The sequence below is a fragment of the Meiothermus cerbereus DSM 11376 genome (assembly GCF_000620065.1).
GTDB classification, from domain to species: domain Bacteria; phylum Deinococcota; class Deinococci; order Deinococcales; family Thermaceae; genus Meiothermus; species Meiothermus cerbereus.
The window spans coordinates 81,659-98,225 of sequence record NZ_JHVI01000010.1; the positions used below are offsets into that span (position 1 = coordinate 81,659).

At 59.0% G+C, this 16,567-nt stretch carries 14 protein-coding genes; 12 read left to right on the forward strand and 2 right to left on the reverse strand.

Translation table 11 applies throughout. From position 1 onward, the window contains the following. The first annotated feature begins 2 nt into the window (after nt 1-2). The 6 genes from Q355_RS0104490 to Q355_RS0104515 all read left to right on the forward strand — a co-directional run bounded on the left by Q355_RS0104490 (nt 3) and on the right by Q355_RS0104515 (nt 8,190). Nucleotides 3-485 (forward strand): cytochrome c oxidase subunit II, encoded by a 483-nt coding sequence (locus Q355_RS0104490; RefSeq protein ID WP_027876691.1) that lies wholly within the window; start codon nt 3-5, stop codon nt 483-485. Nucleotides 486-498: 13 nt separating this feature from the next. Continuing rightward, nucleotides 499-2,181 (forward strand): cbb3-type cytochrome c oxidase subunit I, encoded by a 1,683-nt coding sequence (locus Q355_RS0104495; RefSeq protein ID WP_027876692.1) that lies wholly within the window; start codon nt 499-501, stop codon nt 2,179-2,181. A 77-nt stretch (nt 2,182-2,258) separates the two neighbouring features. Next, the gene (locus tag Q355_RS0104500; protein WP_027876693.1) at nt 2,259-3,416 is read left to right on the forward strand and encodes an MFS transporter; all 1,158 of its coding nucleotides are present in this window, start codon (nt 2,259-2,261) and stop codon (nt 3,414-3,416) included. A gap of 70 nt (nt 3,417-3,486) precedes the next feature. Further along, nucleotides 3,487-3,756 (forward strand): 30S ribosomal protein S15, encoded by a 270-nt coding sequence (gene rpsO, locus Q355_RS0104505; protein ID WP_027876694.1) that lies wholly within the window; start codon nt 3,487-3,489, stop codon nt 3,754-3,756. Nucleotides 3,757-4,204: 448 nt separating this feature from the next. After that, entirely contained in the window at nt 4,205-6,349 is a 2,145-nt protein-coding gene (gene pnp, locus Q355_RS0104510; protein ID WP_027876695.1) for a polyribonucleotide nucleotidyltransferase, read from the forward strand. Nucleotides 6,350-6,459: 110 nt separating this feature from the next. Next, complete coding sequence (locus tag Q355_RS0104515; RefSeq protein WP_027876696.1) at nt 6,460-8,190, forward strand: ribonuclease J; 1,731 nt, start codon at nt 6,460-6,462, stop codon at nt 8,188-8,190. 166 nt (nt 8,191-8,356) lie between these two features. On the opposite strand, the gene Q355_RS0104520 is transcribed toward Q355_RS0104515, so the two are convergent. After that, nucleotides 8,357-8,947 (reverse strand): IMPACT family protein, encoded by a 591-nt coding sequence (locus Q355_RS0104520; protein WP_027876697.1) that lies wholly within the window; start codon nt 8,945-8,947, stop codon nt 8,357-8,359. 5 nt (nt 8,948-8,952) lie between these two features. Then, nucleotides 8,953-9,765: a shikimate dehydrogenase gene (locus tag Q355_RS0104525; RefSeq protein ID WP_027876698.1), complete on the reverse strand. Its 813-nt coding sequence runs from the start codon at nt 9,763-9,765 to the stop codon at nt 8,953-8,955. 213 nt (nt 9,766-9,978) lie between these two features. Between Q355_RS0104525 and Q355_RS0104530 the strand changes: the two genes are divergently transcribed. The 6 genes from Q355_RS0104530 to Q355_RS0104555 all read left to right on the forward strand — a co-directional run bounded on the left by Q355_RS0104530 (nt 9,979) and on the right by Q355_RS0104555 (nt 16,546). Then, nucleotides 9,979-11,253 (forward strand): NfeD family protein, encoded by a 1,275-nt coding sequence (locus Q355_RS0104530; RefSeq protein ID WP_027876699.1) that lies wholly within the window; start codon nt 9,979-9,981, stop codon nt 11,251-11,253. A gap of 205 nt (nt 11,254-11,458) precedes the next feature. Further along, nucleotides 11,459-12,457 carry a flotillin-like protein FloA gene (gene floA, locus Q355_RS0104535; RefSeq protein WP_027876700.1) on the forward strand — a complete coding sequence of 333 codons (999 nt, stop codon included), beginning with the start codon at nt 11,459-11,461 and terminating at the stop codon, nt 12,455-12,457. Between the two features lie 785 nt (nt 12,458-13,242). Next, nucleotides 13,243-14,220, forward strand: a complete 978-nt coding sequence (locus Q355_RS0104540; protein ID WP_027876701.1) for a PhoH family protein — start codon at nt 13,243-13,245, stop codon at nt 14,218-14,220. A gap of 9 nt (nt 14,221-14,229) precedes the next feature. Next, nucleotides 14,230-14,655 (forward strand): rRNA maturation RNase YbeY, encoded by a 426-nt coding sequence (ybeY, locus tag Q355_RS0104545; protein ID WP_027876702.1) that lies wholly within the window; start codon nt 14,230-14,232, stop codon nt 14,653-14,655. A gap of 4 nt (nt 14,656-14,659) precedes the next feature. Next, entirely contained in the window at nt 14,660-15,064 is a 405-nt protein-coding gene (locus tag Q355_RS0104550; protein WP_027876703.1) for a diacylglycerol kinase, read from the forward strand. A 105-nt stretch (nt 15,065-15,169) separates the two neighbouring features. Continuing rightward, nucleotides 15,170-16,546 carry a hemolysin family protein gene (locus Q355_RS0104555; RefSeq protein ID WP_027876704.1) on the forward strand — a complete coding sequence of 459 codons (1,377 nt, stop codon included), beginning with the start codon at nt 15,170-15,172 and terminating at the stop codon, nt 16,544-16,546. The last annotated feature ends 21 nt before the right edge of the window (nt 16,547-16,567 follow it).

A 16,567-nucleotide genomic window follows, 5' to 3' on the forward strand; every position in this document is an offset into this window, starting at 1 on the left:
ACATGGAACACCAGGAACACATCATCGAGCGCTACGAGCGGGCCTGGATCTTCTTCGGCCTGGCCATGATTACGGTTTTCATCATTCTGGTGGGCTATTTGATGCTCACCATGGGCAACACCAACCCGGTGCGGGCCGACCGAATCGATGCCACCAAGGTACGCACCGAGGGCAACTTTGCCAACCCCCGCGTCGAACAGGTCGGCAACGAGTACGTTGCGTATGTACAGGCCTTTGCCTTTGGCTACCTGCCGGCTGAAATGCGCTTTAAAGTGGGTAAGAAAGTTACCTTCTACGTCACTTCGCCCGACGTGCAGCACAGCTTCCACGTACACAACACCAACATCAACGTACAGGTGATCCCTGGGGAAGTCGCTAAGGTGAGCTATACCTTCACCAAGCCCGGTGAGTACCCCATCATCTGCAACGAATACTGCGGCATCGGCCACGCCAACATGATCAGCAAACTCATTGTGGAACCGTAAAAAGGAGTGCTCAATGGCGGTCAAAACCCTGTCCAACTACGATGCCTACGCATCTGCACCCGAAAAGAAGTATGCCCTTTACATGATGATGCTGGGCTTTGCAGCCCTAGCCCTGGGCACGTTTTTTGGTCCCCTCCAGGCCTTCAACTACGGCGGTCTGGATCTGTACCCCCTGCTTAAACCTGTCTTCCAAAGCTACTATCAAGGCCTCACTCTGCATGGGGTGTTGAACGCGATCATCTTTACCCAGCTTTTCGCTCAGACCATCATGGTCTACTTGCCTGCACGCGAGTTAGGCTTGCAGCCAAATATGAAGCTGGCCTGGGTCTCCTTCTGGATGGCCTTGGGTGGGCTGCTCATCGCTGCTATACCCCTTTTGCTCAACGAGGCCTCGGTGCTTTACACCTTCTACGCGCCACTCAAGGCTAACTGGGCCTTCTATGTCGGCGCTGCCATTTTTGTGCTCTCGAGCTACGTCAGCATCTACCTAGTCATTGATATGTGGATGCGCTGGCGCAGGGCCAATCCAGGAAAAATCACGCCTCTTGCCACCTTCATGGCCGTAACCTTTTGGCTCATGTGGTTCTTGGCCAGCTTAGGTCTGGTGGTGGAGGCTTTGTTCCTAATCGCCTGGTCTTTGGGGCTGGTAGCTGGTGTAGACCCGCTTCTGATGCGCACTTTGTTCTGGTATACAGGCCACCCCATCGTGTACTTCTGGTTGTTGCCGGCCTATACCCTGGCCTACGTGACCCTGCCCAAACTGGCCGGCGGCAAGCTGGTCTCCGACCCCTTGTCCAGGCTGGTTTTTATCCTGTTCTTGCTGTTCTCGGTACCGGTGGGCTTCCACCACCAGTTCGCCGACCCCGGCATCGCCCCCTACTGGAAAATGATCCACACCGTCCTGACCATGTTCGTAGCGGTTCCCAGCCTCATCACCGCTTTTACCATTGCAGCTTCACTAGAGGTCGCGGGTCGGGCCAACGGTGGCAAGGGTCTGTTGGGTTGGATTCGCGCACTGCCATGGAACAACCCCACAGTTCTGGCCTTCCTGCTCGGCTTTCTGGCCTTCATTCCCGGCGGGGCCGGCGGTATGGTCAACGCCAGCTTTAACCTGAACCAAAATGTGCACAACACCGTCTGGATTCCTGGCCACTTCCACCTGCAAGTGGGCACCCTGGTCACCATGGCGGCCATGGGCACGGCCTTCTGGTTGATTCCCCACCTGACCGGCAAACCTTTGGTAGCCAGAGGAATGGCCCTGGCCTCACAGTGGCTGTGGTTCCTGGGCATGTTCATCATGACCTTTGCTCTGCACTGGATGGGCTTCCTCTATGCCATCCCCCGCCGTGCCCACATCTCCGGCAGCCCCATCGCCATGGAGGCCTACAAAGAAAGCTCGGCCTGGATGGTGCTCAACATCGTATCGGGGGTCATTTTGCTTGTGGCGGCCATCCTGTTCTTCTACGTGATTTTTGCCACGGCCCTGCAAAACCGCCGCGAGCCCGGCCAGGTTCTCGCCGAGGTACCCTTCACCGCGGTGATGTCTAAACCTGAGGGCAGCGGGCTCGCGCAGCTCACCGAGCGGGTCTGGTTCTGGTTTGGCATTGCGGTGGTGCTGGTGGTGCTGGCCTATGGCCCAGTGCTCTTCCAGATGTTCACCAACATGAACCCCGTGCCAGGCCAACGGCTCTGGTAGCTTCCCCCCCAAGGAATACCCCCTGGACTAAGCCAGGGGGTATTCCTTGCTATGGGTCAAAGGGTAGATTGTAGGCGATGAAGAAGCTGCCCCCTGAAGTTTATGTTTTAGGAACGGTAAGCCTTTTTACGGATATAGCCTCAGAGATGGTCTATCCACTTCTCCCGCTTTTTCTCACCGGGGTATTGGGCGCTTCCACCACGGTCGTGGGTTTGGTCGAAGGCATTGCCGAAGCCACCGCCAGCCTGTTCAAGGTGGCAGGGGGGCGCATTTCCGACCGAATAGCGGCGCGAAAGCCACTCATTTTGCTGGGCTATGGCTTCCCGGCCCTGCTGCGGCCTGTGCTGGCCCTGGCAATGGCCCCCTGGCAGGTGCTGGCCTATCGCTTTTTAGACCGTGTGGGCAAGGGTCTTCGCACGGCTCCCAGGGACGCCTTGATAGCAGAGGTGGCCAGCCAGGATAGCTACGGGCGCGCCTATGGGTTCCACCGCGCCATGGACAGCCTGGGCGCTACCATCGGGCCCCTGCTGGCTTTTTTGCTGCTGCCGTTGTTGGACTTTCGCGGGGTGTTCTGGGTTTCGGCCATTCCGGCCCTTTTGGCCACCCTGGTCATTGTTTTCTTTTTGCGCGAAAAGCGCGGCCTGGCCAAACCGTTACCTCCCCTTCGACTTTCGACCTTTTCGCTCCGATACCGTTGGTTTTTGCTGGTAACGGGGGTGGCTACGCTGGGGCTTTCCTCCAATGCTTTCCTAATTTTGCGTTTGAATGATTTAGGGCTAAGTGCGGCCCAAGCCACCCTGGTTTACACCGCCTATAACCTGCTGTATGCCCTTATGGCCTATCCGCTGGGAACACTGGCCGACCGGGTGGGGGCTAAAGCTCTGGTAATGCTAGGTTTCTTGACCTACGCCCTGGTCTACCTGGGGTTCGGGCTAAGTAGCACTGGCTGGCAGGGAATTCTTCTATTTTTGCTGTATGCCCTGTACAGCGCGGCCTTCGAAGGTAGCAGCCGGGCTTATCTGGCCCAGGTTATTCCAGCAACCGAGAAGGCCAGCGCCATTGGGCTATACCATACCTTAGTGGGCGTACTGTTGTTTCCTGCCAGCGCTATTTTTGGCTTCCTGTGGCAACATTTTGGTTCCAGCGTAGCTTTTTTTACCGGAGCCGCCCTAGCCCTCTCGGCACTGGTGTTGTTCTGGCTTGACCCTACCTCCAAGCGCAGCTATACTCCATAGCTGGCCCCTCTTATGGGCCAGGAGGAAGCCCCGGTTCACAGACTGCGGCTCACCCGACAAGGAGATACCGATGCCATTCACAAGAGAAGAAAAAGCCAGCGTTATCGAAAAGCACGCCCACAAGCCCGGCGATACCGGTTCCACCGAGGTTCAGGTAGCCCTGCTCACCGAGCGGATCAACCGTCTTTCGGCCCACCTCACGGCCAACAAGAATGACGTTGCAGCCAAGCGGGGGCTTTTGACTATGGTGGGCCAGCGCAAGCGGCTTCTGGGCTACCTGGAGAGCAAGGACAAGGCCCGCTACAAGGCGCTAATCGAAAAGCTTGGGCTGCGTAAATAACATAGAATCTCCGGGGGCAGCCCCGGATGTTCTCTTTCGTGTACAATATGTTGGACTCGGTAAGCGGGGCCGGGGGTTTGGCTCCGCTCAAACCTTAAAACATGCTTTCTTTGTTTTGGGCTCAATTACAAACTATCGTCTGGAATATGTCCCACCCCGCATCTAGCCTGTTTCGCCCCCCAAACGAGTGGTGTGCGCAACTCTTCGCTCTAGAGCAGTTTTCTCGCTGGGTTGGTAGCGCATCTGGTGCTCTGCCAGCAGCAACACCGCATGCAGCGCACGCCGTCCTGGTGAAAAAGGGTGAGCTTAACACCCGCAAGGCATGGCAGGCAGGTGCAGGAATAGCCATGGCGTCGGCTCCTGGTGTTTTTAAACCGACCCATGCGTAGAACGCCAAAACGGTCTTCACAGCGTACCCAGCGCTATAACTGGGCATTTAGGAGCAGCTATGAACGAGGAAAATCCAATACCCCAAGCACGCCGCTACAGCGTAGACGTCGGGGGCCGCACGCTAACCATCGAGACCGGCAAATATGCCAAGCACGTGTCTGGCTCGGTTTGGGTTACTTACGGCGAGACCGTGGTGATGGCCACCGCCCAGGCTTCCGATGCACCCATTCAGGCCGATTTCTTGCCCCTAACGGTGGAGTTTGAGGAGCGGCATTATGCCGTAGGGCGCATTCCGGGCAGCTTCATGCGCCGCGAAGGACGACCGGGGGAAAAGGCCATTTTATCGGCCCGCCTGACCGACCGCCCTATTCGTCCGTTGTTTCCCAAAGGCTTTCGCCATGAGGTACAGGTTCTCCTTACCGTGCTCTCGGCAGACCAGGAAAACACCCCGGACATCCTGGGACCCATTGCGGCCAGTGCAGCCCTGATGCTCTCTGATATCCCCTGGGATGGCCCTATAGCCGCGGTGCGGGTAGGTTTACAGGACGGGCGTCTGGTTTTGAACCCAGTGGCCCAGGAGAATAGCCAGCTCGACCTGGTGGTGGCCGGTTCTAAGGAGGCCATCATCATGGTGGAAGCAGGGGCACAGGAGGTCTCGGAAGACCGCTTGGTAGAGGCCCTCGAGTTCGCCCACCGGGCCATGCAGCCCATCCTCGAGCTGCAAGAGCAGATGCGCCTCGAGCTGGGCAAGCCCAAGTTTGCTTTTGAACCCCCGGCCAGACTGGATCCCGATACCCAGGCCGCCCTTTATCAGCGGGCGATGGAAAAAGGGCTCTCGAGCGTCCTGCAAACCGCTTCCAAAGGTGAGCGCTCGGCCGCCCTGGAAGCCTTCGCCCAGGCCCTGCTGGAAGAGTTCGCCCCCCCTGCGGAGGATGGCTCGGTTGACCTGGAGCGGCGCAGGCTGCTAGCAGACGGCTTTGATGAGGTGGTTAAGCAAGAACTGCGACGGCTCATCTTGCAGGAAAACAAGCGGGCCGACGGTCGCAGCCCAGAACAGGTACGGCCCATCTGGATCGAGCACAACGTGCTGCCCAAACCCCACGGCTCGGCCATTTTTAGCCGGGGCGAAACCCAGGTGCTGGGTGTGGTCACACTGGGCACCGGACGCGATGCCCAGCTGGTAGACGACCTCGGCATCGAGACCGAAGACCCCTTCTTGGTGCACTACAACTTCCCCCCCTATTCCACCGGCGAGGTCAAGCGCCTACGCGGGGTGAGCCGCCGCGAGGTAGGCCACGGCAACCTGGCCAAGCGGGGTCTGCGGGCGGTTCTGCCTTCGCGGGAGGAGTTCCCTTACACCATCCGGGTGGTGGGCGACGTGCTGGAGTCGAACGGTTCTTCCAGTATGGCCACGGTATGCGCGGGCTGCCTGGCCCTACTCGATGCCGGGGTTCCACTCAAAAAGCATGTCGCTGGTGTGGCCATGGGCCTGGTTAAAGAAGGCGAGCAGGCAGTGGTGCTGACCGACATTCTGGGCCTGGAAGACGCCTTGGGCGACATGGACTTCAAGGTCACGGGTACCCGCGACGGCGTTACTGCGTTGCAGATGGACATCAAGATTAAGGGCCTGACACCCGAAATCATGCGGGCAGCGCTGTACCAGGCCCGCGAGGCCCGCCTGCACATCCTGAGCCTGATGGAAAAGGCCGTGCCCACCCACCGTACCGAGATGAAACCCCAGGTGCCCCGCATCCTGACCCTCAAGGTTAACCCCGAAAAAATCGGGGGCATTATTGGGCCTGGGGGCAAGAACATCCGCCAGCTGGAGGAGCTGGGTGTAGAGATCGACATCGAGCAGGACGGCACCATCCGGCTCTACAGCGCTAACGCAGCTGCCGCCGAGGAGGCCAAAGCCCGCATCCTGGGCCAGACCGCCGAGGCCAAAGTGGGTGAAATCTACGAGGGTACAGTTACCCGAATTACCAACTTTGGCGCTTTTATTGAGATTTTGCCTGGCAAAGATGGCCTGCTGCACATCAGTCAGCTTGCCCAGGGGCGGGTAGAAAAAGTTGAAGACGTACTTTCGCTGGGGCAGAAGATTAAAGTCAAGGTCAACAAGGTTGACGAGCAGGGTCGGGTTGACCTGATTCGCCCGGAGCTCGAGGGCCTGATCGCCCCGCGCAAGCCACCCGCTCGACGATAACACCCCACTGGGTTGGCATTGAGTTTGGTTGGGGTGTGAAAGCCACCCGTAACCCGCACCTGAGCCAGTAAAGAGCCAACCCATGCTTCTCGTACCGCTTTGGAGTAAACATGACCAACAATCCACCTTTTAGTCGTCCCCGGGGCCCCCGGCGGCGGCAAGAAAGACCCAAACCCAAGGGGCCCATCATCTTAGGCAAGCCCGATGGCGCCGTGGAAATTGTTTTCCTGGGGGGAACCGGCGAAATTGGCAAAAACATCACCGCCATCCGCTACGAAGACGAGATGTTCATCATCGATGGCGGCCTGGCCTTCCCGGACGCGCAGATGCTCGGTGTAGACATCGTAATTCCGCGCATAGACTATCTAGTTCAAAACAAAGACCTGATCCGGGGCTGGGTGCTGACCCACGGCCACGAGGATCACATCGGGGCCTTGCCCTACCTGTTTCCGCAACTGCCGCGGGTTCCGGTGTATGGCGCCAAGCTTACCCTGGGCCTGGTGAAGGGCAAGCTCGAGGAGTTCGGACTCGCAGTGGGCGACTACAACTTTAAAGAGGTCTCCCCCGATGACCGCATCTCCATTGGGCGCTACTTCCAGCTCGACCTATTCCGCATGACCCACTCCATTCCGGATAACTTCGGCATGATCATTCATACCCCCATTGGCAAAATCGTGCACACCGGCGACTTTAAGCTCGATGAGCGCCCTATCGATGGACAGACCTCCCACCTGGAGAAAATCGCCGAGGCCGGAGCCGAGGGGGTCTTGTGCCTGATTGCCGATTCCACCAACGGTGAGCGCCCCGGGGTTACCCCCAGCGAAACCGAGGTGGCAGAAGAGCTCGATAAGGTGATCGGCGCTGCCAAAGGGCGCATTTTTGTGACCACCTTTGCCTCGCACATTCACCGCATCCAGTCGGTGGTCACGGCGGGCGAAAAGTATGGGCGCAAAATTGCAGTGGAAGGGCGCTCGATGCTCAAGTACGCCCGCATTGCCCTCGAGCTTGGCTATTTCCGGCAAAAAGACCGCTTCTATACCCTCGATGAAATCAAAGACCTGCCCGACGAACAGGTACTGGTTATTACCACTGGCTCGCAGGGGCAGCCCGAGGCCGTTCTGGCCCGCTTGGCGGCTGGAGCACATAGCAAGATGGCCATCAAGGAGGGCGACACCGTCATCCTGAGCAGCAGCCCGATTCCCGGCAACGAGGAGGCGGTCAACACCGTCATCAATCGGCTTTATGCCCTGGGGGCCTACGTGTTCTACCCACCACGCTACCGCGTGCATGCCTCCGGCCACGCCAGCCACGAAGAGATCAAGACCGTGCTCAACCTGACCCGCCCGAGGTTCCTGCTGCCCTGGCACGGCGAGATTCGCCAGCAGATCAACTTCAAGTGGCTGGCCCAGAGCATTCCCCATCCGCCCGAAAAAATTCTGATTCCCGAAAACGGGCGCCTTATTAAGCTCACCGCCGACAACATCGAATTCAACGGAACCGTACCCCACGGCCAGCTCTACGTGGATGGGCTGGGGGTGGGCGACATTACCGACGAAATCCTGGAAGACCGCAAACACATGGCCGCCGAGGGGGTGGTCATCATCACCGCCCTGGTCAGCCGCGATCCGCTGGTGGAGGTCATTTCCAAGGGCTTTGTCAAGGCTGGGGAACGCCTGCTGGGCGAGGTGCGCAAGATGGCCTCGGAGGCACTTTACAAAGGGGTGCGTGAAAAGAAACGCCTCGAGGAAATCCGCGACGATATCTACTACCCGGTCAAGAAATTTATCGCAAAAAACACAGGCCGTAATCCGGTCATCCTGCCTATTGTGATCGAGGGCTGATAAGAGATGTCTTTGATTTGCTCTTTTTTCTGGGGCCCCTGCCTGAAGCGCGGGTAGCATTAGCTCGAAAAGCCAGGATGCTCTGACAATCCCTAACGGAACGATTCAGGCGGGGTTCATATCACACGTACTTTCTCGGCTGGACCATAGAGCCAAACCAGGGGAGCTATTCGAACCTTTCTAGCACCTGAAGCGTCGCGCGGCCTCGAGTGACATCACGCAAGAGGGCCTGCAAACGGGGCAGTTGCTGTTCTTCAATTTGTACTTCTACCCACACACCCTCTTCGTCGTAATTCTCGGTCAGCCGTTTCAGCCCCTCTGTTATCTGGTAAAGGGCGTTCGTGTACTCGAACGGAGCTCTGAGTTGGCATCGCATCATGGGCCGGATAGCCTGCTTGGGGGCCTGTCGAAGACATTCGGCCGCCACCCCCCCATAAGCCCGCACCAACCCCCCTGCACCCAGCTTTATCCCGCCAAAATAGCGGGTTACTACCACCATTACCCTGTCTAACCCCTGGGCATCAATTGCGCCCAAAATTGGGCGGCCAGCGGTACCGGCTGGCTCACCATCGTCGAAAAAGCGATACTGGGAACCCACCTTATAGGCCCAGCAGTTATGAGTTGCATGCACATCCCGTACCGCTTGCAAAAATGCAGGGGCCTCCGCAGAGCTAGCCAGCGGAGCTGCATGCGCCACGAAGCGTGAGCGTTTAACCTCATGCTCGTAGCTATAGATGCCCTGCAGTGTAAAACGCATCTGGTTCATGAGATTGAAGCACTTTGCAGCCCGGCCCTTGCTGCTTCATACATGGCCTGGACGTCTGGCTTAATGCCAGTCCACAATTCAAAAGCAAGTGCTCCCTGCCAGACCAGCATGGGCAACCCACCCAAAATGATGAGACCCGCTTGCTGGGCCTCGAGCAACAGCCGGGTGGTTGGTGGGTTGTAGACAATATCCACCACCACCCCACGGGGCAACAAACCGGGCGGCAAGGGGGAGCTGGAGGGGTCTTTGAGCCCGACGCTGGTGGTATTAATCAGCAAATCGCAGCCTTGCACCGCCGCTGCCAGTAATGGCTCGGTGACCAGGCGCAGCCCCATGGCGTTGCACAAGGCCTCTGCCCGGCTTTGGGTGCGGTTGTACACCGCTACCTGTGCACCCCCTTTCTTCAGGGCATAGGCAACCGCCCGCGCAGCCCCTCCTGCCCCCAGCACCAGGGCTTTTTTGTTGCGGTAGGAGATGCCGGCTTCGTCCAAACCAGAGATAAACCCGGGGGCATCGGTATTGTGGCCGATTAGGCGACCTTGCGCGCAGACAATGGTGTTAACTGCCCCAATGGCCCTGGCCTCGGGGCTTATTTCGTCCAGGTAGTCCAGCACCCTTTCTTTGTGCGGAACCGTGACGTTGACCCCGGCAAACTCCCGCCGAACCTCCTGCAAACGGGCTCGCAGAAATGCAGGGGGGGTCTCGAGGGCCAGGTAAGTACCTTCCAATCCCGCCGCCCTTAAGGCAGCCTCGTGCATGGCTGGAGAAAGCGAGTGCTCAACCGGAAATCCAATCAAACCAAGTTTCACACCTGGATTTTAAGCCCCCTAAAGCAGTTTTCCCAGCTCCTTCTTTGAGTGCAGGCTTCTGTGCTACCCCCGTCCAGGACTCGTCCCAGCCCCAATTAAGCCCTAGAGCGCGTGGGCCGCAGAAGGGAGAAGTAGCGATGACCTCGAGCCCTGCTGTACGGTAAGCCCCCGCACATTACACTCCCCCAAGCCTGACTTGCTAAGATAACCTTGGTGAGAAACCTACTTTTCGTTTTCCTGTTGGTTGCCTCGATAGCGCAGGCCAAGACCTACATCATCCCCATCGAGGGGACGATTGACGGGCCGCTGGCTGTTTTCGTAGAGCGTTCCCTCGATCAGGCCGAGCGCGAGGGTGCAAGCGGGGTGGTCTTTCGGGTCAACACGCCCGGCGGGCGGGTAGATGCCGCAATCCGCATCACCGACCGCATCCTGGCCTCTACTGTGCCCACCCTGGCCATAGTCGAGAACGCCTTCTCGGCAGGGGCGCTCATCTCGCTGGCTGCCCAGCAGATCATGATGCTGCCCGGCTCCAACATCGGGGCTGCCCTGCCCATCACCATTACGCCGGTGGTGGGCAACGCCACCGCCGCCGACCGCAAGGTCATATCGGCCCTTAAGGGCAAATTCCGGGCAGTGGCCGAGGCCCGCAACCGCCCCGCCAACATCGCCGAAGCCATGGTAGACCCCGAAGCCGAGGTTCGGGGCATCACCACCAAGGGCGAGCCCCTGACCCTCTCGGCCAAAAAGGCGGTGGAGCTCAAGATCGCCGATGCCGAGGTGCCCAGCCTGCGGGCGGCCCTCGAGAAAGCCGGCTTCAACACCGATACCCAGGAGCTCCAGCCGGGCCCCCAGGTACGCGTAGCCCGCTTTTTGACCGACCCCACCATCGCGGCCATCCTGCTGGCAGTGGGGGTTCTGGGGCTCATTCTGGAATTTTTCACGCCCGGCACCTTTATTCCCGCCATTATCGGACTGACCTCGCTGGGTCTGTTCTTTCTTGGGGGCTATCTGGCGGGCCTTTCCAGTGCGCTGACCATCATCCTGCTGTTTGCCGGTCTGCTTTTGGTTGTGTTCGAGCTGTTTGTTACCCCCGGCTTCGGCATACCTGGCCTGTTGGGGCTGGGGCTAATCGGCGCTTCAATCTACTTTACCTTCGGCGATGAGGCTTTGCAGGTTGGTTCTTTTGCCATCATCGGGCTGGCTCTGGGCCTGTTCCTGATCCTGCGCTACCTGCCCAGAGGACGGGTAGCCCGGCCCTTTGTGCTGAGCAGCGCAGTGGAAGAGGTGGCTCCTCCCAAAAACGAACTCGAGTCGCTCTTAGGGGCCATCGGCAGCGCCATCACGGACCTGCGCCCGGCCGGAACAGCCCAGTTTGGCGACCGCCGCGTGGATGTGGTCACTATGGGGGAGTTCATCGAGCGGGGCCAGGCCATTCGGGTTATCCAGGTAGAAGGCCCCCGGGTGGTGGTTCGGAAAGTAGAGGGCTAGGTTGCTTATAAAGAGGCCACCACCAGCGACTTGAAGGGTCTCTATTGCATGGCTACGCCTTATTCGTTTTCCTGTCCATGATGTACGCTTATAGCGCTGCTGTGTCTGACATCGGCTCGAGCAGCCCCCATGAATATCCGACACAGCCAGAAGAGATGGCAGATTTTTGGGGAAGCTGCGTTAGCATAACTACGAGGAGGATCTCATGGAGTTTGGAGCTTTAATCATCGCTGGCATCGCTTTACTAGCCGTTTTCCTGTTTTTTTACCTGGTACCCGTTCCACTGTGGATCACGGCGCTGTTTTCAGGCGTCAATGTAGCGCTTACCTCGCTGATTGGTATGCGCTTCCGGCGCATCCCTCCGGCCAAGATAGTCAATCCCATGATTAAAGCCTTCAAGGCCGGCATTCCGGTCGAAACCGCCAAGCTCGAGGCCCAGTACCTTGCAGGGGGCAATGTAGACCGGGTGGTTGATGCCCTGATTGCAGCCGATAAGGCCGGTATCAAGCTCAACTTCGACCGCGCCGCCGCCATTGACCTGGCTGGGCGCGACGTGCTCGAGGCCGTGCGGCTTTCCGTCAACCCCAAGGTAATTACCAGCCCGATGGTCGCCGGTATGGCCAAAGACGGTATCCAGCTGCTGGCTACCGCACGCATTACCGTCCGCGCCAACATTGACCGCCTGGTAGGTGGGGCCGGCGAAGAAACCATCGTGGCCCGGGTTGGCGAGGGCATCGTGGCTTCCATCGGTCAGTCGGAAGACCACAAGCAGGTGCTCGAGCAGCCCGACCGCATCTCCAAAACCGTGCTGGCCAAAGGCCTGGACGCTGGCACAGCCTTTGAAATCCTCTCGGTGGACATCGCCGAAGTGGACGTAGGGAAAAACATCGGGGCCCAGCTCCGCACCGACCAGGCCGAGGCCGATAAGAAAATTGCCCAGGCCAAAGCCGAAGAACGCCGGGCCATGGCTGTGGCTGTGGAGCAGGAAAACGCCGCCCTGGTCGAGGCCATGCGGGCCAAGCTGGTCGAGGCCCAGGCGGCCGTACCGATGGCCCTGGCCGAGGCGCTCCGCAGCGGTCGCATGGGAGTAATGGACTACTACCAGCTCAAAAACATCGAAGCCGACACCGATATGCGCGAGTCTATCAGTAAAGCCAGCGGTGGTGGAACCACCGACGGCGGCGCTGGTGGCTCGCAACGGTAAGGCACGCAAAGGGGTTTTAGCCTTGAGGGGAGCGCCCAGCACCACACCGGGCCAGCGCGAGCCCAGCGGCGGGAGAGGTCTGAACAAAAAAACCTCGCCTGTACTCCTGCCATCTCTGCTTGTGGATGAGGCCAAACGCACCCTTCTGGCAGTTGCCACGGTTGCGCTCGCCACTTTGACCCGTACAACAACTGGATGGGGTATTGGCGGACAGAAGGCTCGCCGCACGCCCCAGCGGGCGCAACCAGGGGCTTTCTACGGCTCATCTGGGGCTTCAGCCACTACCCGGAGGGTTTCATGGGTCTAGACGATCTTTTAGGTCTGCTGTTTCTATTTTTCTTTATTGTGCTGCCTGCCTTGCAGGGCCTGCTTAGGCGGGGCCAGCAAATGCCCCCCGATTTTGAGCCCGACGAGATTCCCTTACCGGGTGAGGAGCGCCGTCGGCCCCCGCGGCCCTCGAGCACCCAGCCCGCTCCGTCGGCTGCCTCCCCATCACCACCGGCCAGTACCCCACCCGCCCGCCCGCTGGTTAGTCAGCCTGTTCAACCCTCAAAACCCCGGACGCCCCCTGCAAAGCGACCGAGAACCCTCGAGGAAGTCGAGCGCGAACGCCTGGCCCGTTCCAGCGCGCGCCTACCCAAAGAATCTCCTCAACCGACCCCGGGCAAAACCCAGCCGGAAAGCAGAGCCAGAACCACCGAGCGCTGGACCTTTTCCACTTCAACACGTGATATTCTTAACGGTGTGGTTTGGCATCAAGTGCTGGCCGAACCCAGGAGCCAATATTGGAGAAGAGCACGCAAATCAAGGCGGTAGTTCCCCTTCGCTCAGCCCAAGAAGCCCTGTCCTTGCTGGGCCATGGCGATAAGCACCTGAAAACCCTGCGCAAGCTGCTGCCCACACAACTTGTGGTGCGCGGGCAGGAAGTGCAAATTTCGGGCGACCCAGACGAGGTGCGCCTGGCCGAACGGGTTATACGCGACCTGGTTACCCTGGTGCGCCAGGGCGCCGAAATTGATGCGGGTACCCTCGAGCAGGTCATCCTGGTTGCAGAAAACGGACAGTCGCTCCCGGTCGAAACCGCCGTGCCGACCCTGGGTGACGAGATAACCCTGCCGGGCCGGCTCAAGCCCAAAACCCCCGGCCAGCGGCAGTACGTGGAGGCCATCAGCAGCCACGATATTACTTTCGGCGTGGGGCCTGCTGGCACCGGGAAAACCTACCTGGCCGTGGCCATGGCCGTGGCCTTCCTCAAGGCCAAAAAAATTAAGCGCATCATCCTGACCCGCCCTGCCGTAGAAGCGGGCGAGCGCCTGGGTTTTCTGCCGGGCGACCTCCAGGCCAAAATTGACCCCTATCTGCGCCCGCTCTACGATGCCCTTTTCGACATGATTGACGCCGAGCGCTTTGACCAGTACATCCAGTCGGGTGTGATCGAGGTGGCGCCCCTGGCCTTTATGCGGGGTCGTACCCTGAACGATGCCTTCATCATTCTTGATGAAGCCCAGAACACCACCCCCGAGCAGATGAAAATGTTCCTGACCCGTATGGGTTTCAACAGCCGGGTGGTGATTACCGGCGACATTACCCAGATTGACCTTCCCAAAGCGCAAAAAAGCGGCCTGGTGGAGGCCATGCGCATCCTGAAGGGCATCCAGGGTATTGCCCAGCAGCGCTTTTTGGAGTCCGACGTGGTGCGCCACCCGCTGGTAGCCCGTATCATCAAAGCCTACGAGTCCCATGAGCACGAAAGCGAGCGCTAAACCAGGGCAATGGGACAGGTAGATCTGGTTTCACACACCAAACTTCCCCCAGGCCTGGGCTCCGCAGTGCGCAAAGCCCTCGAGCTGCTGCTGGAGGAGCTGGGCCACGGCGACAAATCCCTCACGCTCATTTTGACCGATGACGCCGAGATCAGGGCCCTTAAGCAGGAGCACTGGGGCGAGGATGCCCCTACCGATGTCCTGTCGTTTCCTACCTACGAACCGGGCGACCCCTTCATTCCGCCACATTTGGGCGATATTGTGATCAGCCTCGAGACCGCCCGCCGCCAGGCCAACCAGCTTGGACACAGCCTGCAAAACGAAGTTAAGGTGCTGGCGGCCCACTCGCTATGGCATTTGCTGGGGCACGACCACCAGCGTGAGGATGAGTGGGCGGGGTTCCGTCAGGTGCAGGCCCGCATTCTCGAGCTCTAGTTCTATGCCCTCCCGAACCCCACCCCCCAGGCCCGGCAGCGACCCCCTACCCTTACGGGGCCTGCGGGCTTCCTTTGCGTATGCCTGGGCCGGTGTTCGCTTCGCCTGGAAAAGCCAGCGCAACTTTCGCCTCGAGGTGTATATCGGCGCTCTGGCCCTGGCCCTGGCCCTGTGGCTGCAGATCAACCCGGTTCCAGTACTGCTATTGGTGGCCTTGGTGCTGGGGCTTGAACTCATCAACACCGCCCTCGAGGCTCTGGTAGATCTGGTCTCACCCAACTATCACCCCCTGGCCAAAGCAGCCAAGGATGTTGCCGCAGCGGGCGTGCTGGTAGCTAGTACAATTGCCGCCCTAATCGGTGTTTTGCTATTCTTACCGCCGCTTGTGGGCCGCCTGGGGCTGTGGTAAACTTCCGGCTAGTAGCGTATGGAATCCCCTTCCAAACATAGCCCTGGCGTTGCCCTGGAAAGCTCCGGGGCGAGTTAGTTTCTGGTTGGGCCTGACGCGAACCCTATGGAAAGCATCCCTGGCAGTCTTGGAATCATCGTTCTTCTCATCCTGATTAATGCTTTTTTTGTCGCCGCAGAATTTGCTCTGGTCGCGATTCGGCGCAGTCGGGTCGAGCAGATGGCCGATACTGGCTCCTGGCAGGGCAGGCTGCTTAAAGAGGCTATGGCCAAGCTCGACACCTACATCGCCACCACGCAGCTTGGCATCACCGCCACCAACCTGATCCTCGGCGCCTTCGGGGAACCCTATGTGACCCGGCTGATTGTGGCTGGCATTACAGCACTATTCGGTCAAACCCAGGCTGCCGCTGCAGCAGAAAGCAGCCTGCTTTTATCCATCAGCTTTGTTTTCTCGGTTATTTTCATAACCTTTGTAACGGTGCTTTTCGGCGAGCTGATCCCCAAAGGTATTGCCCTTCAGCGCACCGAGCAGGTCGCAGCCATTACCATCCTGCCGCTCAATCTTTTCCAGCGGCTCACCGCCCCCTTGGTCTGGCTTTTCAGCCGGAGCGGTAATTTCTTTCTGAGGTTGCTGGGCCTCAGGGAAGCCCCCTCGCACTCCATGGTGGGTAGCGCAGAAGAACTCAAGCTGATCGTGGAGGCCTCCTCAAAAGAAGGGGTCTTGGACGAGAGCGAGGGCGAGATTATCAGCCAGATTCTCGATCTGGAAGAAACCCCAGTGCGCTCGATTATGGTGCCTAGGGTAGACATGGTCGCCATATCAGCCGAAGCCACCCTGCGCGACTTCTGGAAAATGGCCCGCGAGCATCGCTATTCTAGAGTCCCGGTCTACCAGGAAACCATCGACAACATTGTTGGAGTAGCCTACATCAAAGACTTACTCGAGTACGAAGGTCCGGAGTTAGACAGTATAAAGATCGGCAGCATAAGCCACCCCGCCTATTTTGTGCCCGAAACCATGGGGGCCAGGGAGCTTCTGCGCGAGATGCGTCGCCGCAAGACCCACATGGCCATTGTGGTGGATGAATTCAAGGGTACGGCAGGGCTGGTTACCCTCGAGGACATCATCGAAGAGATCATTGGGGAAATCTACGATGAATCCGACGAGGAAGAGGTGGCCCCGGTGCAGCAGATAGCTCAGGGGGTCTATCTGCTAGATGCCTCAATCCCGCTGGAAGATGCTTCAGAAAAGCTGGGCATTGAGTTGCCCGAGGGTGAGTATGACACCCTCTCCGGCTTTCTGATGAACGAGTTTGGGCGCATACCCGAGGTGGGGGAACAGCTCGAGTACGCTGGCTATATTTTTACCGTCGAAACCGCCGATCCACGGGGCATCGAGCGGGTGCGGGCTCAGAAAAAAACCCCAGAACCCCGCGACGACGAAACCCTTAGCGAGTCGGTAACTTCAGAAGAAGCATAGCCGCCGGTGCAGTATGCTAAA